Consider the following 16511-nt stretch of genomic DNA (forward strand, 5'->3'; position numbering starts at 1 on the left):
TATTTCATGGAAATTATACAGGGCAATAATAATGTATTGTCTGAGCTGATCGCGCTTGGCGATTATGTTCGCCAGTTAATAAGTTCAGGTAAAGAGGCCAACGATATTGAGCATATTTTGGCGACGAAAGACGGCTATAACAATGCCACCGTGCTTTCCGTTATCGAAATGGCAAATATTACCTTTAAAGCAAAAGCAGATAATGTCCCTAACGTTGGCGATGCCAATTCACATATCGATCGGTTGGTGGATAAGCAGGGGCATGATATCGGCACGATGAAGGGCCAGGGGTGGAAAATCGCCTCACTGCCGGACGACAGCGTGGTTTCCTGGTACCACGAGACGGCCGAGACGCCGCTGGGGCGAATCGAAACCGCCGGCATTTGGAATTCCAGTGCGATTTGGGCGGGGCAATGGCAATCGTTGTTCGCCGCCGGCGTTAGCGGGGATGTCATGGGGAAGATCGGCGTTCGTCAGCTCTATCAGGATATTCCGCGAGAAAAATATCTGACGCTGATCGTCCTGTTGCCGCTGGATCAAATTAAAAGCTTAATTAAAAAATAATTTTATCAAACACACACAATATCCATTACGAGGGATAGGTATGCACACGTCGGTACACTGGGATGTCATTATTATCGGCGCTGGCCCCATCGGGCTGGCCGCCGCATGGAATTATGCGCGAGAGCATCGCGACCATAAGGTTTTGGTCCTGGAACAACATGCGTTATTTACGCAACTGGCCGGCACCAGCGGGGAGGAGCGCCATTGGCGTTTGCAATATTCGGAGCTGGAAATATTCCGCCTTACCCTGGAGGCCGACAAATTGTGGCGGCAGCTGGAACAACAGGCGGACAGAAAACTGATCCACCGCATTGGCAGCCTATGGTTCGGCGATGCGGATGTCTGGACCAATGAGGGGCAAATCCGCCAAACCATGCTTTCAATGGATGAAATGAGGTTGCCTTATGAACGTCTGACGATGCGTGAAATCGAACGGCGCTATGGTTTCACCGGCTTGGACAGCAACTATGAAGGTTTCTTGCAGCAAGACGGCGGCGTGATCGACGTTAAAGGCACCCTGGCGTCGCTTTACTCGCTGGCCAGCGAAGCCGGCGTGGAGTTCCAGTTCCAGCAATGCGTGAAGGCCGTGGAGCCCGATGCTCGGGGCGCAACGGTGCTGACGACGCAAAACCGTTATCGCGCCCGTAAAGTCCTGGTTGCCAGTGGGCCGGGCAGCAAGAAACTGCTGCGCCAGTTGGATATTGAACTTGCGCTTTCTACCTATGAGATGGCCTGCATCAGCATGCTGCGCAGCCAGCGCCTGGGAGCCAACGATCCCTTCTGGTTTGCTTTCCAACCGCCGGTGGAGAGCGACAGCAACCTGTTTTATGGCTTCCCGCCTAACCCTTGGTCCGTCAATGGGTTTGATCGGCTGGGGACCGATTTCGAAGTGGATCCGATCACCGAAGCCAATGCGCCTGGCTATAGGGCAAACCCGCAGCACGTGGAGCGCGCGTTGGAGTTTGCCCGCCGGCATATGCCGTTCCTCGAACCGGATAAACAGCATTCCGCTGCAAGCTGTCTGGCCGTGTTGCCCACCGATCCGGCGCGCCAATTCTATCTCGACAGCGCCAAGGGCCGCTGCCACGGCGGCGAACATCTGGTGGTCTCGGCAGGGGGATGGGCGTTCAAATTTACGCCTCTGATGGGGCAAATTTGCGCCGATCTGCTGGCGGAACGAGAGCCCCGTTGGGACATCAGCGCATTGCGTTTCTGAGCGGAGAACCTTCATGCAGCAGGTGAACAGCAATGAACGGGATATCGCCCTGGTTGGCATGGCCTGCCGTTTCCCGGGTGCCGAGGACATCGAAAGCTGGTGGCATAATTTGATCAACGGTGTCGAATCCCTGGTTCGCGTCGATAACGATCGGGATGATGCCGTCGACAAGGGATATATTCCCGTCGCCGCGCCTGTGGCCGGCGACATATCTCGCTTTGATGCAGGATTCTTCGGTATTAGCGCGCGCGATGCGCTGCTGATGGATCCCCAGCAGCGGCTCTTTTTGGAATGCGCCTGGCACGCGCTGGAAAGCGCCGGTGTGACACCGGGGGAACTTGAGGATACCGGGCTGTTCGCCGGCTGTAGCAGCTCTGACTATTTACGTCAGGCGCAAGGATCCGAGCTACTCGATAAACTCAATCCTTCGCCGTTCGAGCGGCAAATAATGAGCGATAAAGATTACCTCACCAGCAGGGTGGCCTGGCATCTGGGCATCGGGGGGCCGGTGTGCAACGTGCAAGCCGCCTGCGCCACTTCGCTGGTGGCGGTATACGAAGCGGTCCACGCCTTGCGCAGCGGCCGTTGCAACCTGGCGTTAGCAGGCGCTTGTACCCTAAGGATCCCGCAAAACGACGGCTATTTTGCGCAGCAAGGCATGGTGTTTTCCACCGATGGGCACTGCCGGCCATTTTCCGCAGATGCCAGCGGTACGGTATTCGGCAGCGGCGTCGGTGTGGTGGTGTTGAAGCGCCTGAGTGATGCGCTGGCGGCCGGCGATAACGTCGTCGCGGTGATCAAAGGCGTGGCGATGAATAATGACGGCGCGCGCAAAGTCAGTTTTACCACCACCAGTTTACATGGCCAGCAACGCCTGCTGCGCCAGGCGATGGACGATGCCCGGTTGACGCCTGAGGATTTTCGCGCCATCGAAGCCCACGGTACGGGCACTCTGGCCGGCGATCCCATCGAATTCGAGGCGCTGAACGGTGTTTTCCGAGAGCATACGACACGACGGGGGTTCTGCGCCATCGGCGCAGTCAAGGCTAACGTCGGGCACCTGGAAACCTGCGCCGGCATGGCGGGATTGATTAAGGCCGCCCTGCAAATTCAGCATGGCTGGCTCACGCCGCAGATCAACGTTGGCTCACCGAATCCGGAAATGGCATTGGCGGAGAGTCCGTTTGAGTTTATCTGTTCCGCTCAACGGTGGGATCGCGAGGATCCGCGCCAGGCCATCGGCGTCAGCGCATTCGGTATTGGCGGTACGAATGCGCATGTCGTACTGGCGAGGCCGCCTGTCATGCCGCCGGCGCGAACAGCGGCCTCATTGTCCTCCACCGTCGTACCGATCAGCGCACAGTCAGAACAGGCCTGGCATCGGCTGGTAAAACGCTATCTGCAGCGACCGCACGGCGAAAACGACGAACGCTTGGCCTGGAGCGCGCAAAGCGGAAGAAAGTCGCTGCGCTATCGCGGCACCTTGCAGATAGACGATCGGGGCGCGTTGAGCGTGAAAGAAAACATGATGGATACGGGGAAAGGGCGCTTGTCGGTAGTTTTCCAATTCCCTGGCCAGGGAAGCCAGTTTATCGGTATGGCCAGCGATTTGATGGCACAGGATGCGACCTTCAGAAAACTGATGAACGACAAACTGCAGATAGTGCAAACGCAAGCCGCACTGGATCTCTCGGCGTTATTTACCGGAGAGGCCGCACCCGAGTCGATTAACGATACCGCGTTGACGCAGCCCGCGCTGATCGCCGTCGAAATCTCCGTGGCCGAACTGCTGATGCATTACGGCGTCGAGCCGGATTGGGTCATTGGGCACAGCCTCGGCGAAATTGCGGCGGCCTGGGCCGCTGGGGTGTTCTCGGTGCAAGAGGCGCTGGTTTTCGCCGCTCATCGTGGGCGTCTGATGGCCGGGTTGCCGTCCGGGATGATGTTGGCGGTAGAGCTGAGCGTTCAACAGGTTCAGCCCTGGTTGAGTCATCAGCTATCGCTGGCGGCAGAAAACAGTGATGACGGCTGCGTGCTGTCCGGCACCGCTGAAGCCATTCGCGCTTGCGAACGCCAGATGCGAGACCGAGGCGTGCGATGCAAAGCCTTGAATGTTTCACATGCGTTTCATTCGACCCTGATGGATCCCATTCTTGACGAGCTGGCCGATATTGCGCCGCCGCCGGGTGAATCGGCGACGGGGGTACGTTACGTCTCCGCCTTGCTGGCGACCGAAGTCGAATGTTCGGCGCTTGACGGCCGCTATTGGGCGCGTCATGCCCGTGAACCGGTCAATTACCACCGCGCCTTGCAGCAGCTACCGCAGCGCGGCAAGACGTTGTTTATCGAAGTTGGGCCGGGTTCGACGCTCACGGCGTTGGTTGCACAGCTGAAATCCGCCGGTTCTGTGACCGCGGTGCGAACCTTGCCGCGTCGCGACGAAGCGCAGAATGAAGGTGCCGTATGGATCCAGGCGCTGCAAAAAATCTGGCGCGCCAGCGTCAACGTTAACTGGCGCCGCCTGTGGCAACTGCCGCCTTCGCGCATCGCATTGCCGATGTATCCCTTCGATCCGGCGCACTGGTGGTTGGGCGAACGGGACAGGCAGGGGCCGCAAGCCGAGCGAACGCCGGCGGCAACAAGCCAGTCAGATCCCCAGATGGCGCGTATCTGGCGCGTTTGGGGGGATGTGACCGGCGTGAACCCCGATTCTAACCACTGTGACTTTTTTGACGCCGGCGGGCAGTCGCTGATGGCGCTGCGCCTGCTGGCGATGTTGGAGCAAGAGTTTGGCAAGGCAATAGGGATGGCCGATTTTCTTAAGCGGCCTACGCCGTGGGGCATTAAACAACAGTTGGACCAGGCTGGAGCATTCGAGCAAGATTCTCATTAAAACAGGATGGCAAATTATGTCAGTTAACAATGAATTGCTGAATACACATAACCAATACCAGATAGAAACGGTCGTAATCGATGACGAAACGTCATTCACCCTGGCTTACTCGTCGCAGATCAAGCTGCTACCGGCCAATGGCGGTATCCGTTGGCGAAACTATGCGTCCCGGCAGCAGCAGGAAGAGGAGGCGATCATGCTGGCGCAGCGCATGTCGCTGAAGCACGGGCTGTACAATACCGGCTTCAGCGGCGGCAAAATCGTGGTGAACAGCAAACGTTCTCCCCAAGAGCAACCGGCAGTGCTTGAAGCGATAGGCGCTCTGCTCAATCGCTATGGCGGCACCATGTTTACGGGATGCGATATCAATACCGGCAATCGAGAGATGGACTATCTGCGGCAGTTTACGCCGTGGATCCTGAATGCCATGGACAGCCCACAAGTCGATACATCGGTGGCAACCGGCTACGGCGTCTGGAGTTCGATGAAAAAAGTGTTGACGCTGAGGCTCAATCATTTGCCTCGCGCGCGCATTGCCATTCACGGTATGGGCAAGGTCGGCACTGAAGTGGCGAAACAAAGCCTGCTGTTCGGTTGTGAGGTGACGGCCTATGACATCAACCCCGCAGCGCAATTTCCTGCGGGGGTGCGCCGCGTGAGCGAAGAGGAACTTTGGGCGCAACCCAGCGAGGTGCTGTGCATCGCGTCGATGTCCAACGTATTGAATGCACAGAATATTGAACAGCTGAATACCCGCTGGGTGGTGAGCAGCGCCAACTCACCGTTTAATACGCCACAGGCTGAACAGCGGCTGTTGGCGCGCGGTATTCACTATCTGCCGGACTACGTCAGCAACGCCGGCGCAGTGATCTGCGACAGCATCGAAATGGCGTTTACCGACCGTTATAACCAAATGAACCAGGAGCAGGTCAACGCCTATGTTCACTCCGTGATTGGCGCCAAGACGGAGGAGTTGCTGCAGCGCGCTCAACTGCTCAATTGCGATATTGGACAATTGTTGCAACCGATCAAATCCGCCGCCATGGTGGCGTAAGAAATGGGCCGGGGAGCCTGCGCTTTCCCGGCCTCGGCATTTTTAACGGGCACATAACTCCATGATTATTGTAAAAGACGCTTTGCGTTGCAAAGTAGAGGCCGAATCGCAAGGGCGTCGCACCGTGCTTTACACCGCAAGTGGGCAGCCCAGCTATATGCATGTGATACCTCGTTTTACGCTGCAAGAGGTCACATCAGGGTTAGGCGAGGCGGTTCATCCTGCGTTTATCGTCAACGGTCAGCGAAAAGAGGCTTTCTTCTACGGCTGTTACCCCGGCACGCTGATCCATGGCGAACTGGTCAGTCAACCTGAGACGGCCCCGGCCAGCTGGCATGACCTGGCCGCATTTCGACAGGCGGCGGCTCGCAATGGACGCGGCTGGCACATTGGCACCAACGCCGAATGGGCCGCGTTGATGTTCTGGTGCCGTCATCATGGCTGGCCGGAGTTAGGCAATACCGAGAGTGGGCGATCGCATCGCGATCGACGCCAGTATGGCAAGCGATGTGACGGCGGTGTCGTGGGCGATGAGCAGGGCGATCCGACAACGTTTACCGCATCCGGTCCGGCTGCCTGGTATCATGACGGTACGCCGCACGGTATTGGCGATCTCTGCGGCAACCTTTGGGAATGGCAACACGGGCTGAAATTGGTCGCGGGGGAAATCCTGCTTTTACCGGACAATGACGCCGCGATGCCGATGACCGATAATGAAGACGAACGCTGGCGCGCGGTCGACCTGGCAACAGGCGAGTGGCTACCTCCCGGCAGCCCGGGAACCGCAAAATTCGATGCTTCATCGCCGAGTCTTACCGGCAATGCCGGCACGCCGCGCATTTCGGACCGTATCCGGCATTTCAACGGCGATCCGCATGACAATGGGTATCCGCCAGGTTTGATGGATGATGAGTTCGGGCGTATTGGTGCGGCAAGTGGAGAGTCGGTGCCGGATATATTGAAAATCCTCGGCGTTGTACCGCATCACCGGTGTGCGGACGGCGATCAGGTTTATCTGCGCAACTACGGCGAACGCATGCTGATGCGAGGCGGCGCCTGGTATTCCGGTGCGGGTGCCGGGCTGAGAACGCTGTGCCTGAGCCATGGCGCTGGGCATGCCAGTGCGACGGTGGGCGCCCGGCCGGTATGGTGTTTGTAAGCGGTTGGCAATTCACTGGGTGGCGCAGCGGCCGTGGCCGCTGCGCAGGATATTTATTGGCTGAGGGTTTGCTGCAGCGCCTGAACGGAAGAGGTGATGCCGGCATCGACCGACATGGTCAAGTCTTCCATTTCCAGTGACACCCAGTCGTTGTAACCCATCATGCGCACCACCGAGAAGAATTCCTTCCACCACTGCAGATCCCGGCCGCAGCCGACGGCGACATAGTTCCAGGCCCGGCCGGCCACCTCGTCGATCGGTTTGGTCTCCAGCAGCCCGTTAACCTCGACGACGCCGCGCTCAAGGCGTACGTCTTTGCCGTGCACATGGTGAATGGCGGGCCCAAGGGCGCGGGCCACCGCGATGGGATCTGCGCCCATCCAGATCAAGTGGCTGGGATCGAGGTTCAGACCCACCATCGGGCCAACGGCCTCTCGCAGCCGGAACAGCGTTTCCGGGTTCCACACCAGCATGGCGCTGAAGTTTTCCAGCGCAAAGCGCTCGACGCCGCACGCTTTGGCTCGGGCGACCAGCGCCTGCCAATAGGGGATCGCCACCTCATTCCATTGATAGTCCAGACAGTTTTTCACCGTAGGGGGCCAGCTGACGGTATAGGTGATCCAGTTGGGGATGGTGTCATGCGGGCTGGCCGGGGGCAGGCCGCTCATCATGACGATCTTCTTCACCCCCAGCAGGCCGGCCAGCTCCAGCGTATTGTCGGTTTGGCGCAGATGGCGCTGCCCCAGCTCGCCCGGATCGAGCGGATTGCCGGAGACATTGAGCGCGGCGATCTCCATGCCGCGGCTGGCCAGGGCCTGCTGCAGCTGCCGGCGTTTGGCCGGGTTGGCCAGCAGATCGTCGGTATCCAGATGGGGCGCCGGAGACCAGCCGCCGGTGGTCATTTCCACGCCGCGCACCCCCAGCTCCAGCAACCGATCCAGCATCGGCTCGAAGGGCAAATGGCCCAGGCTGTCGGTACAGAATGAAAGTTTCATGATGCTTTCCTTATCGGTAATTGACCCAGGTGGCGCCGTTGTCGGCGGAACGAACGCAGTTTTCAATCCAGCGCACGCCTTCTAACCCGGCATCGATATCCGGATAGATCAGCGTGGCCAGCGTTTGCCGATCGCCGTGCTGGCTGGCGCTGATGGCGATGGCGAACTTGAGGTAAATATTGGCCCAGGATTCGGCCAGCCCTTCGGTATGCAGCGCGCCGAGCCGCTCTTCGGCCAGCGCGCTGTCGTCCAGATAGGGCATGCCGTGGTGCAGCGTTTGGTTGGGCCGCCCCTGGATCTCATAGCGCAATTCGCCGGGCGTGGAATCGCTCCATTGCAGGCTGGCGCGTGCGCCCACCACGCGAATGCTTTGGCTGTCCATCGCGCCCGCGTTGATGGCGGAGGCCCACATGCGGCCGACGGCGCCGTTTTCGTAGTGCATCAGCACCATGGCATTGTCTTCCAGCGGGGCGCGGGAAGGGATAAAGCTCTGGCGATCGCACAGCAGGGAGGCAATTTTCATGTCGGGCATCACCAGCTGTGAGATGTAGAAGGTGTGGGTAGAAATATCGCCCAGAACAAAGGAGGGGCCGGCGATTTTCGGATCGACGCGCCACTTTTGCGCCTCGAACGTGTCCGCGCTTTCGTTGGCGTTGAAGCCATGGGTGTACTGCAATTCGACCATGCGTATTTCGCCGATGTCGCCGTTCGCGATCATGGCGCGCATCTGCATCAGCAGCGGATGCCCGGAGAAGCCGTAGGTTACGCCGACGATCAGGCCTTTCTCCGCCGCCAGCGCCTTGATTTCTCTCGCCTCCGCCGTAGTGAAGAACAGCGGTTTTTCGCAGATGACATGCAGGCCGGCATTCAGCGCGGCGCGCGTGATTTCATAGTGGGTGCCGTTAGGGGTGGCGATGGTCACCACCTCAACACCATCTTCGCGGTTGGCCTCTTGTTTCAGCAACTGCTGATAGTCGTCATAGCAGCGTTCAGCGGGCACGCCGAGATTGACGCCAAACTCACGCCCGCGCGCCGCGTCGATATCAAAAGCGCCGGCAACCAGCCGATAGGCGGTATTGTCGCGCAGTGCGCCGGAACGGTGCTTGTAGCCCACCTGACTGAGGCGGCCGCCGCCGATCATCGCCCAACGCAGCGGGCGAGGGATGCTTCTTTCACCATTTAACATGCTGACTCCTGATACTGTGGTTTTGCACTCGAGTGCAAAGTGGGTTGAAAAAGAGAGTGGCAACGGTTTATTTCTGGTTCATTTGCGCAAATTGCGGGTAGTTTTCTCGCGTCACGGTGGCATAAGGCACCCAGTTGTAAGACTCGGTTTTGGCGTGATCCAACATCGCTCGGGTCACTTGCACCGCGCCGATCGCCTGGGCTTTGGCATCCTGGAAAATGGTCACCGCCAGGTCGCCGTTTTTGATAAATTGCAGGCCGTCGGGCGTGCCATCGATACCGGCAACCAGTACGCCGTTCTTTTTGGCCTGCTTCAGCGCCATGATCGCGCCGATGGCCATCTCATCGTTGTTGGCGGCGATCGCATCGATCGGTACGCCGTTCAGCAACCAGCCGGAGACCACGTCGACCGCTTCATTGCGTTGCCATTTCGCAGTCTGTTTCTCTACCACTTTCAGCTCTTTGTGTTTGGCGATCACCGCCTCCACCGCGCGGGTGCGCTCGCGGGTTTCTTCGTTGGAGAGGGCGCCCATCAGGATCGCCACGTTGCCGCGGTAATTCATTTTTTTCGCCAGAGCCTCCATCTGCAGGCGACCGCTGAGCGCCGAATCGGAGCCGACGTAGGCCGTCGCGCCGCTCAGCGGCACTTCGGGTTTGCGGTTGACGAAGATAAGGGGGATAGCGGCGCGTTGGGCGGCCGCTATCATCGGCTGAACGCCTTGCGTATCGACCGGGTTGAGGATAATGGCGTCCACGCCCTGATTAATCAGATCGTCTACCTGCTGCACCTGCAGGGCGACATCGCCTTTGGCATCAACGAACTGGCCTTGCAGCTGCTGCGCAACCAGTTCCCGCGCCATTTGGCTGCGCAGGATAGAGACGAAGTTGAGATCGAAGTTGGCCAGCGCCACGCCGACCTGGTAGGTCTTGGCCTGGGCGGTCACGACAAACAGCGAGCAGGCTAACATCAACAACAGTCTGGTTTTTTTCATTACGGTATCCTGTTGAGAAGAGAGGTGTTATGTAAAAACAGTGTTTTGCAACCGGGTGCAAAGCAGGAGACAAAACGGCGATGAGTCTCTGAATGCCACCGTGAATGTCGGCCATGGATAAAATTTGGTCAACAGGGGAAAGGTGAAAACAGCGCGGACGATCACAAACTCTTTATGTTTTGCACCCGGTTGCATAACAAATTGCAATCGGGTGCAAAAACGGGACATAATCGCAGCAGGTATGCCGGCAGGCGCTTAGGGGATCTGAGCGAGCAGGGTATAGTGTGACTTCACCGAAGCAGGGATCGACGCAACCATGACGAAACACCACAAAGCCACCGCCAGCGACGTCGCCGAAAAGGCCGGCGTCTCTAAATGGACGGTATCGCGCGCCTTTACGCCCGGTGCGTCGATCTCAGACAGCGCGCGTGAAAGCGTACTGGCGGCGGCGGCCGAGCTGGGCTATCGACCCAATCTGCTGGCGCGCAGCCTGTCGCAAAAACGCACGCACATCATCGGCGTGGCCATCGACGAAATGAAGAACCCGCATTCGATGATGATGCTCGATATGGTCACCAAACAACTGCAAACCCGCGGCTATATGGCGCTGCTGTTGAACATCACCGCGGGGGAAAACTACCGGGCGGTGATGGCGATGGCCGATCAGCTGCAGGTCGATGGCATTTTGTTCCTGGCGACGGTGTTAACCCAAGAGTGGGCGGCGATCGCGCAAGATCTGCATCAGATCCCGCTGGTGCAGGTGTGCCGCAATACGGAAAGCGAACACATTGATGTGGTCAATATCGACGGCTACCGCGCCGGCGAAGAGATCGCTGGGTTGCTGATAGAACAAGGGCATCGGCGCTTTGGCTACATGAAGGGGCCAGACACGCAAAGTAGCCATTTGCTGCGCATGGAAGGCTACCGCGATAGGCTGATAACCTCTGGCTTTCAGCTGGATCGGGTGCTCACGGCTGGCCACTACGATCGCCAACGCGGTTTCCAGCTGATGAGCGAATACCTGCAGGCAACGCCGGAAAGCGAGCGGGTTGAGGCGCTGTTCTGCGAGAACGACGTGTTGGCGCTGGGGGCGCTCGAAGCGCTCAGGCAAGTGGCACCGTCGTCTGCAATGGCCGTGGTAGGTTTCGACGATATCGACGAGGCCGGATCAGCCAACTGGGCGCTGACCAGCTACAGCCAACGCATCGACCGGCTGGTCGAAGAAGCCTTGAATCGCCTGCTCGATAATCGCACCACGGCAGACGGTGCCTGGCGGCATGGGGAATTGCGGGTTCGGCGGTCGCACCTGGGAGAGAAACAGGCGTGAGGTTTTTCCTTTTGGTGACGGCGTCACTTTGGAGGTTTAATGAGAACTCGTCGCGATAAAAAAAACTCTATAGAAGAGAAAGTGTTACCTTCAGATGCCCCATAGCCAGCGGTGGCGAGTACCGCTGGGGGCGCCATGGCAAAGTCAGGTTTCACGAGAGTCATTCTGGTGTAGATTGACTGCCGAAGTTTGCCAGATTTCACGTAGCGCGATCAAAAAGGAGGGCATTTTGACGCATTCTGCAAAGTTGTTTAGCCAAATCCAGACGCTTGAGGTTGAACTGCATCAGCCATCGGTGCGCCGCGATCCGCAGCGCGTCGCGGCATTGTTGCATGAAGACTTTGAAGAGATTGGTCGCTCAGGTCTGCGTTATGACAAACGCCAGACCGTTGCGGCGCTGGAAATGGAAACTGAGCATCCGCAGATTGTTGCCGAAGGTTTTACGCTGGCGAAAATCAGTGAAGGCGCCGTGTTGCTGACGTATAAGAGTTTTCAACGCAACGCGCAGGGCAACACCATTCGTTGCACAGAACGGTCGTCGATTTGGATGCTGACGGAAAAGGCCGGTTGGCAGATGCGGTTTCATCAGGGCACACCGACCGAGGATTAAACTGAGGTGCTGAAACTGAACGGGCTGATGATGGGCTTAAACATAAAAAAGGTTAGCAGCCTGATAAGGCTTGAAGGTGAGGTGAGAAAGGACGGCCAGGCTAACGGCGGTGCGTATCCAATAATACAATTTAACATAATATACATTATGCGCACCCATGTGGTTATACGTGGATTCTGGCGTCCTGGCTTGATCATGGGTTTTCTCCTGTGGCCAACCATTTCAACGCCCGTTGCTCATGCCGTTGAACGAATTCGTTTTTCAGCTGGTCTTAAGCCGTCGAGTTTTCGCTGCAGGCTTCATTGCCATTGCCGCTTATTGCTGAGCGACACCATGATGTTTGCGCAAAAATCTCTGAACACCCAATGCCTGTCGCCTGTTCACTTCCTGCAGTAAATGCATGCATGTGAGGCGTGCGCTTGCCGCTTCCCAGGATTTCGGCACTTGGCATTCCAACGCCGCTTAACCTCCCAGCAAAATTATCAATCGTTGGTTTGGCCGTCAGCCAACTCTGCCGATGTGATGGACTGCCGTTAACACGCCAGCCAATATCTCGCGAAGTTTCAGCTTTATCACGTTCCACCCACTGAGGATCATAGATAAATGCGTTCTGCCATTAATGATGACCGGGCATGCTTATAGCGACACATCTCTGCGGATATTGAGGCAAAATCTCCCCGCTTTTTTGATCGCGCTACGTGAAATCTGATAAAACATGGCTACTGCGATACTGCAGATTTCACCAAAACGCGCCATAAAAATGAACAACTTCTGCCTGCCAAATGCGTACTGGCGTTCGTCTTCACCGTTTCCGGTGGCCTTCATGGCGTTGGCTATACTGAATGGGAACATTCTTCCACACTCCAGGACATCCCCATGTTTGACCATGTGAAATTTGGCGTCAGCGACTTTGCTCTGAGCAAAGCGTTTTTCCTTAATGCGCTGGCGCCACTGGGCGTAAAGATCGTTGCCGAAGGTGAACCCGATTATGGCGTTGAGCTGTGTCCCGATCGGGGTAACGTGTCATTATGCCTGTTTCAGACCGATGAAAAACCGGCGCATCTGCACCTGGCATTTACCGCAAGCAGCCGTGAACAGGTCGATGCGTTCTATCACGCCGCGTTAAGCGCCGGCGGCAAAGACAATGGCGCGCCCGGTTTACGCCCCAATTATCATGCCCACTACTATGCGGCGTTTGTCATTGGTCCGGATGGTCATAATATCGAGGCGGTTTGCCACAATGCGATAGCCTAGTTTTCCATTTAAAACAAATAATTATACAGAGAAAAGATTCTGTATTTAACATAACGTATTGTGACAACGTCACTATTGGTTACCCCGTCACGTCAATCCACTCCGCTCCCGTGATGCCGGCCAGCCGCTGTGGCGCAATTCTCACGCCAGAGTTATCGCTGCCGCCTGCCGGAAGCACTTCATCGAAAGCGCGCAGGCTATGATCGCAGTAGATCCTCACCGCCTCCGGTGCGGCAAAGGGACAAACGCCGCCGGGCGGATAGCCGGTTAATGCTTCAACCTCTTCCGCCGGCAGCATACGCGCCTTCACGCCGAAGAATTGCTTATACTTCTTGTTGTCGATTCTGGCAGTTCCCGCCATCACCAGCAGCACCACATCGCCGTTAACGCGAAACGAAAGCGTCTTGGCGATCTGCCCGCTCTCCACGCCAAAGGCTTCTGCCGCCAGCGCCACCGTTGCGGTGTTCTTTGCCAGCACCGTCACCGTCGTCTCCGGTGCGTGCTCGGCCAGAAAACGCTGAACGCGTTCTATGCTCATGCCCTGCCTCCTGATATTGCTAAACCATTGATAATGCCGAAGTGATGGTTTCGGTTTTAACATCGCATGCTAAAAATGAGAATCAAAATTGTTCAAATCGCTGGATCTGAACAAAGCTTTAAGGGGCCAATGGCCTTTTTACCCATCATTTTTCATGGAGATGCCTGCATGACCACGCAAACGACAGCAAGGCCCTCAGCGGCCGCAGTGGCCGTCTATGAATGGCTCAACCCGATACCTTACGGATTTTTCACCGCGGCGCTGATTTTCGACATCATTTATGCCTGTACCGCTAATATTCAGTGGGTCAATGGCGCAAGTTGGCTAATTGCCATCGGCCTGATTTTTGCCATCATTCCCCGCCTGATTAACCTGGTACAGGTATGGTTCGGCAGCGCTCGGCTGCGGGGATCGTCGGTCAAACTCCATTTCTGGCTGAATTTGCTGGCCATCGTTCTCGCCATTATCAACGCTTTCGTGCATAGCCGGGATGCGTATGCCGTGGTGCCCCAAGGCCTGGTGCTGTCTGCGATCGTGGTCGCGCTGCTCAGCCTGGCGAATATTCTGCTGGCCCTTGGCGCCCGCGCAAAATAAGGAGGTTTTCATGAAGCTCTCATCTCTGGCGCTCACCCTTTCCGCCGTTTTGGCCTTGGCCGGCTGCGATAACAGCGCCGTCATTTCGCCAGAGCAACAAATGGGCCCGGATCCGACGTTGCCGGCGGCGCAAGACTTTCTGATGCCGCCGATGCAGGTGCCTAAGGGCGTTGGCTGGCAACAAGATCAGACGCCGAAAGTGGCGGAAGGCTTGAAAATCGATAAGGTGGCAGACGATTTGCTTCATCCGCGTCAGTTGCTCACGCTGCCCAATGGCGATGTGTTGGTCGTGGAGGCCAACGGGCCGGGCACGGAAGCGGTGAGCACGCCCAAGCAGCTGATCGCCGGCCTGGTGAAAGGCCAATCCGGTAAAGGCGGCAAAGGGGGCAATCGCATCACCCTGCTGCGCCCGACCGCCGGCGGCAACTGGGAAAAGCACGTCTTCCTCGAGGGGCTCGATTCCCCGTTCGGCGTCCAGTTGATTGGCAATACGCTGTACGTGGCCAATACCGGCAATATCATGCAGTACGCCTATCAGCCAGGCGAAACGCGCATCAGCGATCCGGGCAAAGAACTGGCCGACCTGCCGGACACCATCAACCATCACTGGACCAAGGCCCTGCTGGCCAGCCCTGACGGGAAAAAGCTGTATGTCGGCGTCGGTTCCAACAGCAACATCACCGAAAACGGCCTGGCCGTAGAGTACCGGCGCGCCGCCGTGCTGGAAGTGGACACCGCCTCCGGCGCCAGCCGCATCTTCGCCAGCGGCCTGCGCAACCCGACCGGGCTGCAGTGGGAGCCGCAAAGCGGCAAGCTGTGGGCGATTGTCAACGAGCGTGACGAAATCGGCGCCGATCTGGTGCCGGATTACCTGACCTCGGTGCAAGACGGCGGTTTCTACGGCTGGCCTTACAGCTATTTCGGCCAGCACGTCGATCGGCGGGTACAGCCGCCGCGGCCGGACCTGGTGGCGAAAGCCATCAAGCCGGATTACGCGCTCAGCTCGCACGTCGCGCCGCTGGGGCTGCTGTTCTACACCGCGAGCGCTCTGCCGGCCGACTATCACGGCGGCGCCTTTATCAGCGAACACGGCAGTTGGGATCGCTCGCCGCTGAACGGCTATCGGGTCAGCTATGTGGCGTTTGAGCAAGGCAAACCGGTCGGCAAGCTCAAGGCCGTGGTGACAGGTTTTGTCTCCGATAATGAGAAGGAACTCTATGGCGCCCCTGTGGGGTTGGCTATCGATAAGACCGGCGCTTTGCTGGTTGCGGATGACGTCGGTAACACTGTCTGGCGCGTCAGCGCGAAGTAAGGTTACGGGCGGGTTCCGGTGAACTCGCCCGTGACATTGTCACTCACTCCTCAGCGCCAGCCAGATCGTCATAAAGCGGAATAATCGTGCTCGCCAGTTTTTCCGTCATTAATATTGTCCCCGTCACGTTATTGGCGCAAAAAAATAGCCGTTGGTCAGAATTAAAGCGCTCATTCGATAATATATTCATCAACAGAGCGTTGACCAGAAATAAAAGGTTTTAACATTTCGACATAAACCAGTACAATTCCTTCCCCTGTGTTAACCCTTTTTTAGGTTGATTGTGTCGTTAATTCAGCCCCCTGCATCACGTAACCGGGCCGCCGCCTGGTTAGGGATGTTCGCCATTCTGATGTTGTTCATTGCGCCGGTGGTCTCGCGATCCCTGGAGCATGCGCGCGCCGGAAGTGCTGAAACGACCGTCATGGCGGACTGCGGCATGGCGATGCCGAAGCCGATGCATCATGATATGCATTCGCCGCCGGCCGCGCCGGAAAAGGCCGCATCGCCGATGATGCAGCACGGCGGCGGCCACCACAACATGGCGATGATGATGGACGACAGCGCCTGCGGCTACTGCGTGCTGTTGCTGCACGCGCCGCTGCTGGACGTGAGCCACGCCCCGCTGTTCTGGTCTCAATCTCTGGCCTCGCGCCCGCCGCCGACTCATTATCTCGTTCCCCTGTTTGCCCACGTCGTTCATACCGAATTACAGCCGCGCGCGCCACCCGTCTCTTTCCTCTGATTTAACAATACCCCATTGCCGTTTCTGTATTGCCGTTGATCGTTTCAACATGGCGGAATTAATACGCCCAATG

At 57.6% G+C, this 16511-nt stretch carries 17 protein-coding genes; 12 read left to right on the forward strand and 5 right to left on the reverse strand.

The window, feature by feature from the left end; translation table 11 throughout:
* Positions 1-6 precede the first annotated feature (6 nt).
* The 5 genes from EDY99_RS09150 to EDY99_RS09170 all read left to right on the forward strand — a co-directional run bounded on the left by EDY99_RS09150 (position 7) and on the right by EDY99_RS09170 (position 6886).
* Complete coding sequence (locus tag EDY99_RS09150) at positions 7-564, forward strand: hypothetical protein (RefSeq protein ID WP_050440105.1); 558 nt, start codon at positions 7-9, stop codon at positions 562-564.
* Positions 565-604: 40 nt separating this feature from the next.
* Positions 605-1780, forward strand: coding sequence for an FAD-binding oxidoreductase (locus EDY99_RS09155; RefSeq protein WP_033643091.1), 1176 nt, complete (start codon positions 605-607; stop codon positions 1778-1780).
* Positions 1781-1793: 13 nt separating this feature from the next.
* Positions 1794-4673 carry a type I polyketide synthase gene (locus EDY99_RS09160; protein ID WP_123061696.1) on the forward strand — a complete coding sequence of 960 codons (2880 nt, stop codon included), beginning with the start codon at positions 1794-1796 and terminating at the stop codon, positions 4671-4673.
* 16 nt (positions 4674-4689) lie between these two features.
* Positions 4690-5727: a Glu/Leu/Phe/Val dehydrogenase dimerization domain-containing protein gene (locus tag EDY99_RS09165; RefSeq protein ID WP_033643093.1), complete on the forward strand. Its 1038-nt coding sequence runs from the start codon at positions 4690-4692 to the stop codon at positions 5725-5727.
* Between the two features lie 61 nt (positions 5728-5788).
* Complete coding sequence (locus tag EDY99_RS09170; RefSeq protein WP_060660711.1) at positions 5789-6886, forward strand: hypothetical protein; 1098 nt, start codon at positions 5789-5791, stop codon at positions 6884-6886.
* A gap of 53 nt (positions 6887-6939) precedes the next feature.
* Here EDY99_RS09170 and EDY99_RS09175 read toward each other — a convergent pair whose 3' ends face one another.
* The 3 genes from EDY99_RS09175 to EDY99_RS09185 form a co-directional block, all read right to left on the reverse strand.
* Positions 6940-7881 carry a sugar phosphate isomerase/epimerase gene (locus tag EDY99_RS09175; RefSeq protein ID WP_122016594.1) on the reverse strand — a complete coding sequence of 314 codons (942 nt, stop codon included), beginning with the start codon at positions 7879-7881 and terminating at the stop codon, positions 6940-6942.
* 10 nt (positions 7882-7891) lie between these two features.
* Positions 7892-9067 (reverse strand): Gfo/Idh/MocA family protein, encoded by a 1176-nt coding sequence (locus EDY99_RS09180; RefSeq protein WP_089197060.1) that lies wholly within the window; start codon positions 9065-9067, stop codon positions 7892-7894.
* A 67-nt stretch (positions 9068-9134) separates the two neighbouring features.
* On the reverse strand, positions 9135-10058 hold the full coding sequence (locus EDY99_RS09185) for a substrate-binding domain-containing protein (RefSeq protein ID WP_033650386.1): 924 nt from the start codon (positions 10056-10058) through the stop codon (positions 9135-9137).
* 316 nt (positions 10059-10374) lie between these two features.
* Here EDY99_RS09185 and EDY99_RS09190 point away from each other — a divergent pair, with 316 nt between their 5' ends.
* The 3 genes from EDY99_RS09190 (at position 10375) to EDY99_RS09200 (ending at position 12391) form a co-directional block, all read left to right on the forward strand.
* Positions 10375-11385 carry a LacI family DNA-binding transcriptional regulator gene (locus EDY99_RS09190; protein ID WP_069100158.1) on the forward strand — a complete coding sequence of 337 codons (1011 nt, stop codon included), beginning with the start codon at positions 10375-10377 and terminating at the stop codon, positions 11383-11385.
* A 229-nt stretch (positions 11386-11614) separates the two neighbouring features.
* Positions 11615-11995 carry a DUF4440 domain-containing protein gene (locus EDY99_RS09195; protein ID WP_069100157.1) on the forward strand — a complete coding sequence of 127 codons (381 nt, stop codon included), beginning with the start codon at positions 11615-11617 and terminating at the stop codon, positions 11993-11995.
* A gap of 6 nt (positions 11996-12001) precedes the next feature.
* Positions 12002-12391, forward strand: coding sequence for a hypothetical protein (locus tag EDY99_RS09200; protein ID WP_164489275.1), 390 nt, complete (start codon positions 12002-12004; stop codon positions 12389-12391).
* Between the two features lie 240 nt (positions 12392-12631).
* On the opposite strand, the gene EDY99_RS09205 is transcribed toward EDY99_RS09200, so the two are convergent.
* Positions 12632-12847, reverse strand: a complete 216-nt coding sequence (locus EDY99_RS09205) for a hypothetical protein (protein ID WP_123061698.1) — start codon at positions 12845-12847, stop codon at positions 12632-12634.
* Between the two features lie 24 nt (positions 12848-12871).
* Between EDY99_RS09205 and EDY99_RS09210 the strand changes: the two genes are divergently transcribed.
* Positions 12872-13249, forward strand: a complete 378-nt coding sequence (locus EDY99_RS09210; RefSeq protein WP_033643102.1) for a VOC family protein — start codon at positions 12872-12874, stop codon at positions 13247-13249.
* Between the two features lie 79 nt (positions 13250-13328).
* On the opposite strand, the gene EDY99_RS09215 is transcribed toward EDY99_RS09210, so the two are convergent.
* Positions 13329-13787, reverse strand: coding sequence for a YbaK/EbsC family protein (locus EDY99_RS09215; RefSeq protein WP_042784516.1), 459 nt, complete (start codon positions 13785-13787; stop codon positions 13329-13331).
* A gap of 168 nt (positions 13788-13955) precedes the next feature.
* Between EDY99_RS09215 and EDY99_RS09220 the strand changes: the two genes are divergently transcribed.
* From EDY99_RS09220 to EDY99_RS09230, 3 genes are all read left to right on the forward strand, one after another.
* Positions 13956-14381 (forward strand): DUF2231 domain-containing protein, encoded by a 426-nt coding sequence (locus EDY99_RS09220; RefSeq protein WP_033650381.1) that lies wholly within the window; start codon positions 13956-13958, stop codon positions 14379-14381.
* Between the two features lie 10 nt (positions 14382-14391).
* Positions 14392-15693 (forward strand): sorbosone dehydrogenase family protein, encoded by a 1302-nt coding sequence (locus tag EDY99_RS09225; RefSeq protein WP_089194769.1) that lies wholly within the window; start codon positions 14392-14394, stop codon positions 15691-15693.
* Positions 15694-16030: 337 nt separating this feature from the next.
* A complete protein-coding gene (locus EDY99_RS09230) occupies positions 16031-16438 on the forward strand; it encodes a DUF2946 domain-containing protein (RefSeq protein WP_071991645.1) in 408 nt (135 codons plus the stop codon).
* Positions 16439-16511 lie beyond the last annotated feature (73 nt).

The sequence above is a fragment of the Serratia sp. LS-1 genome (assembly GCF_003719595.1).
Taxonomy (GTDB): Bacteria; Pseudomonadota; Gammaproteobacteria; order Enterobacterales; family Enterobacteriaceae; genus Serratia; species Serratia ureilytica.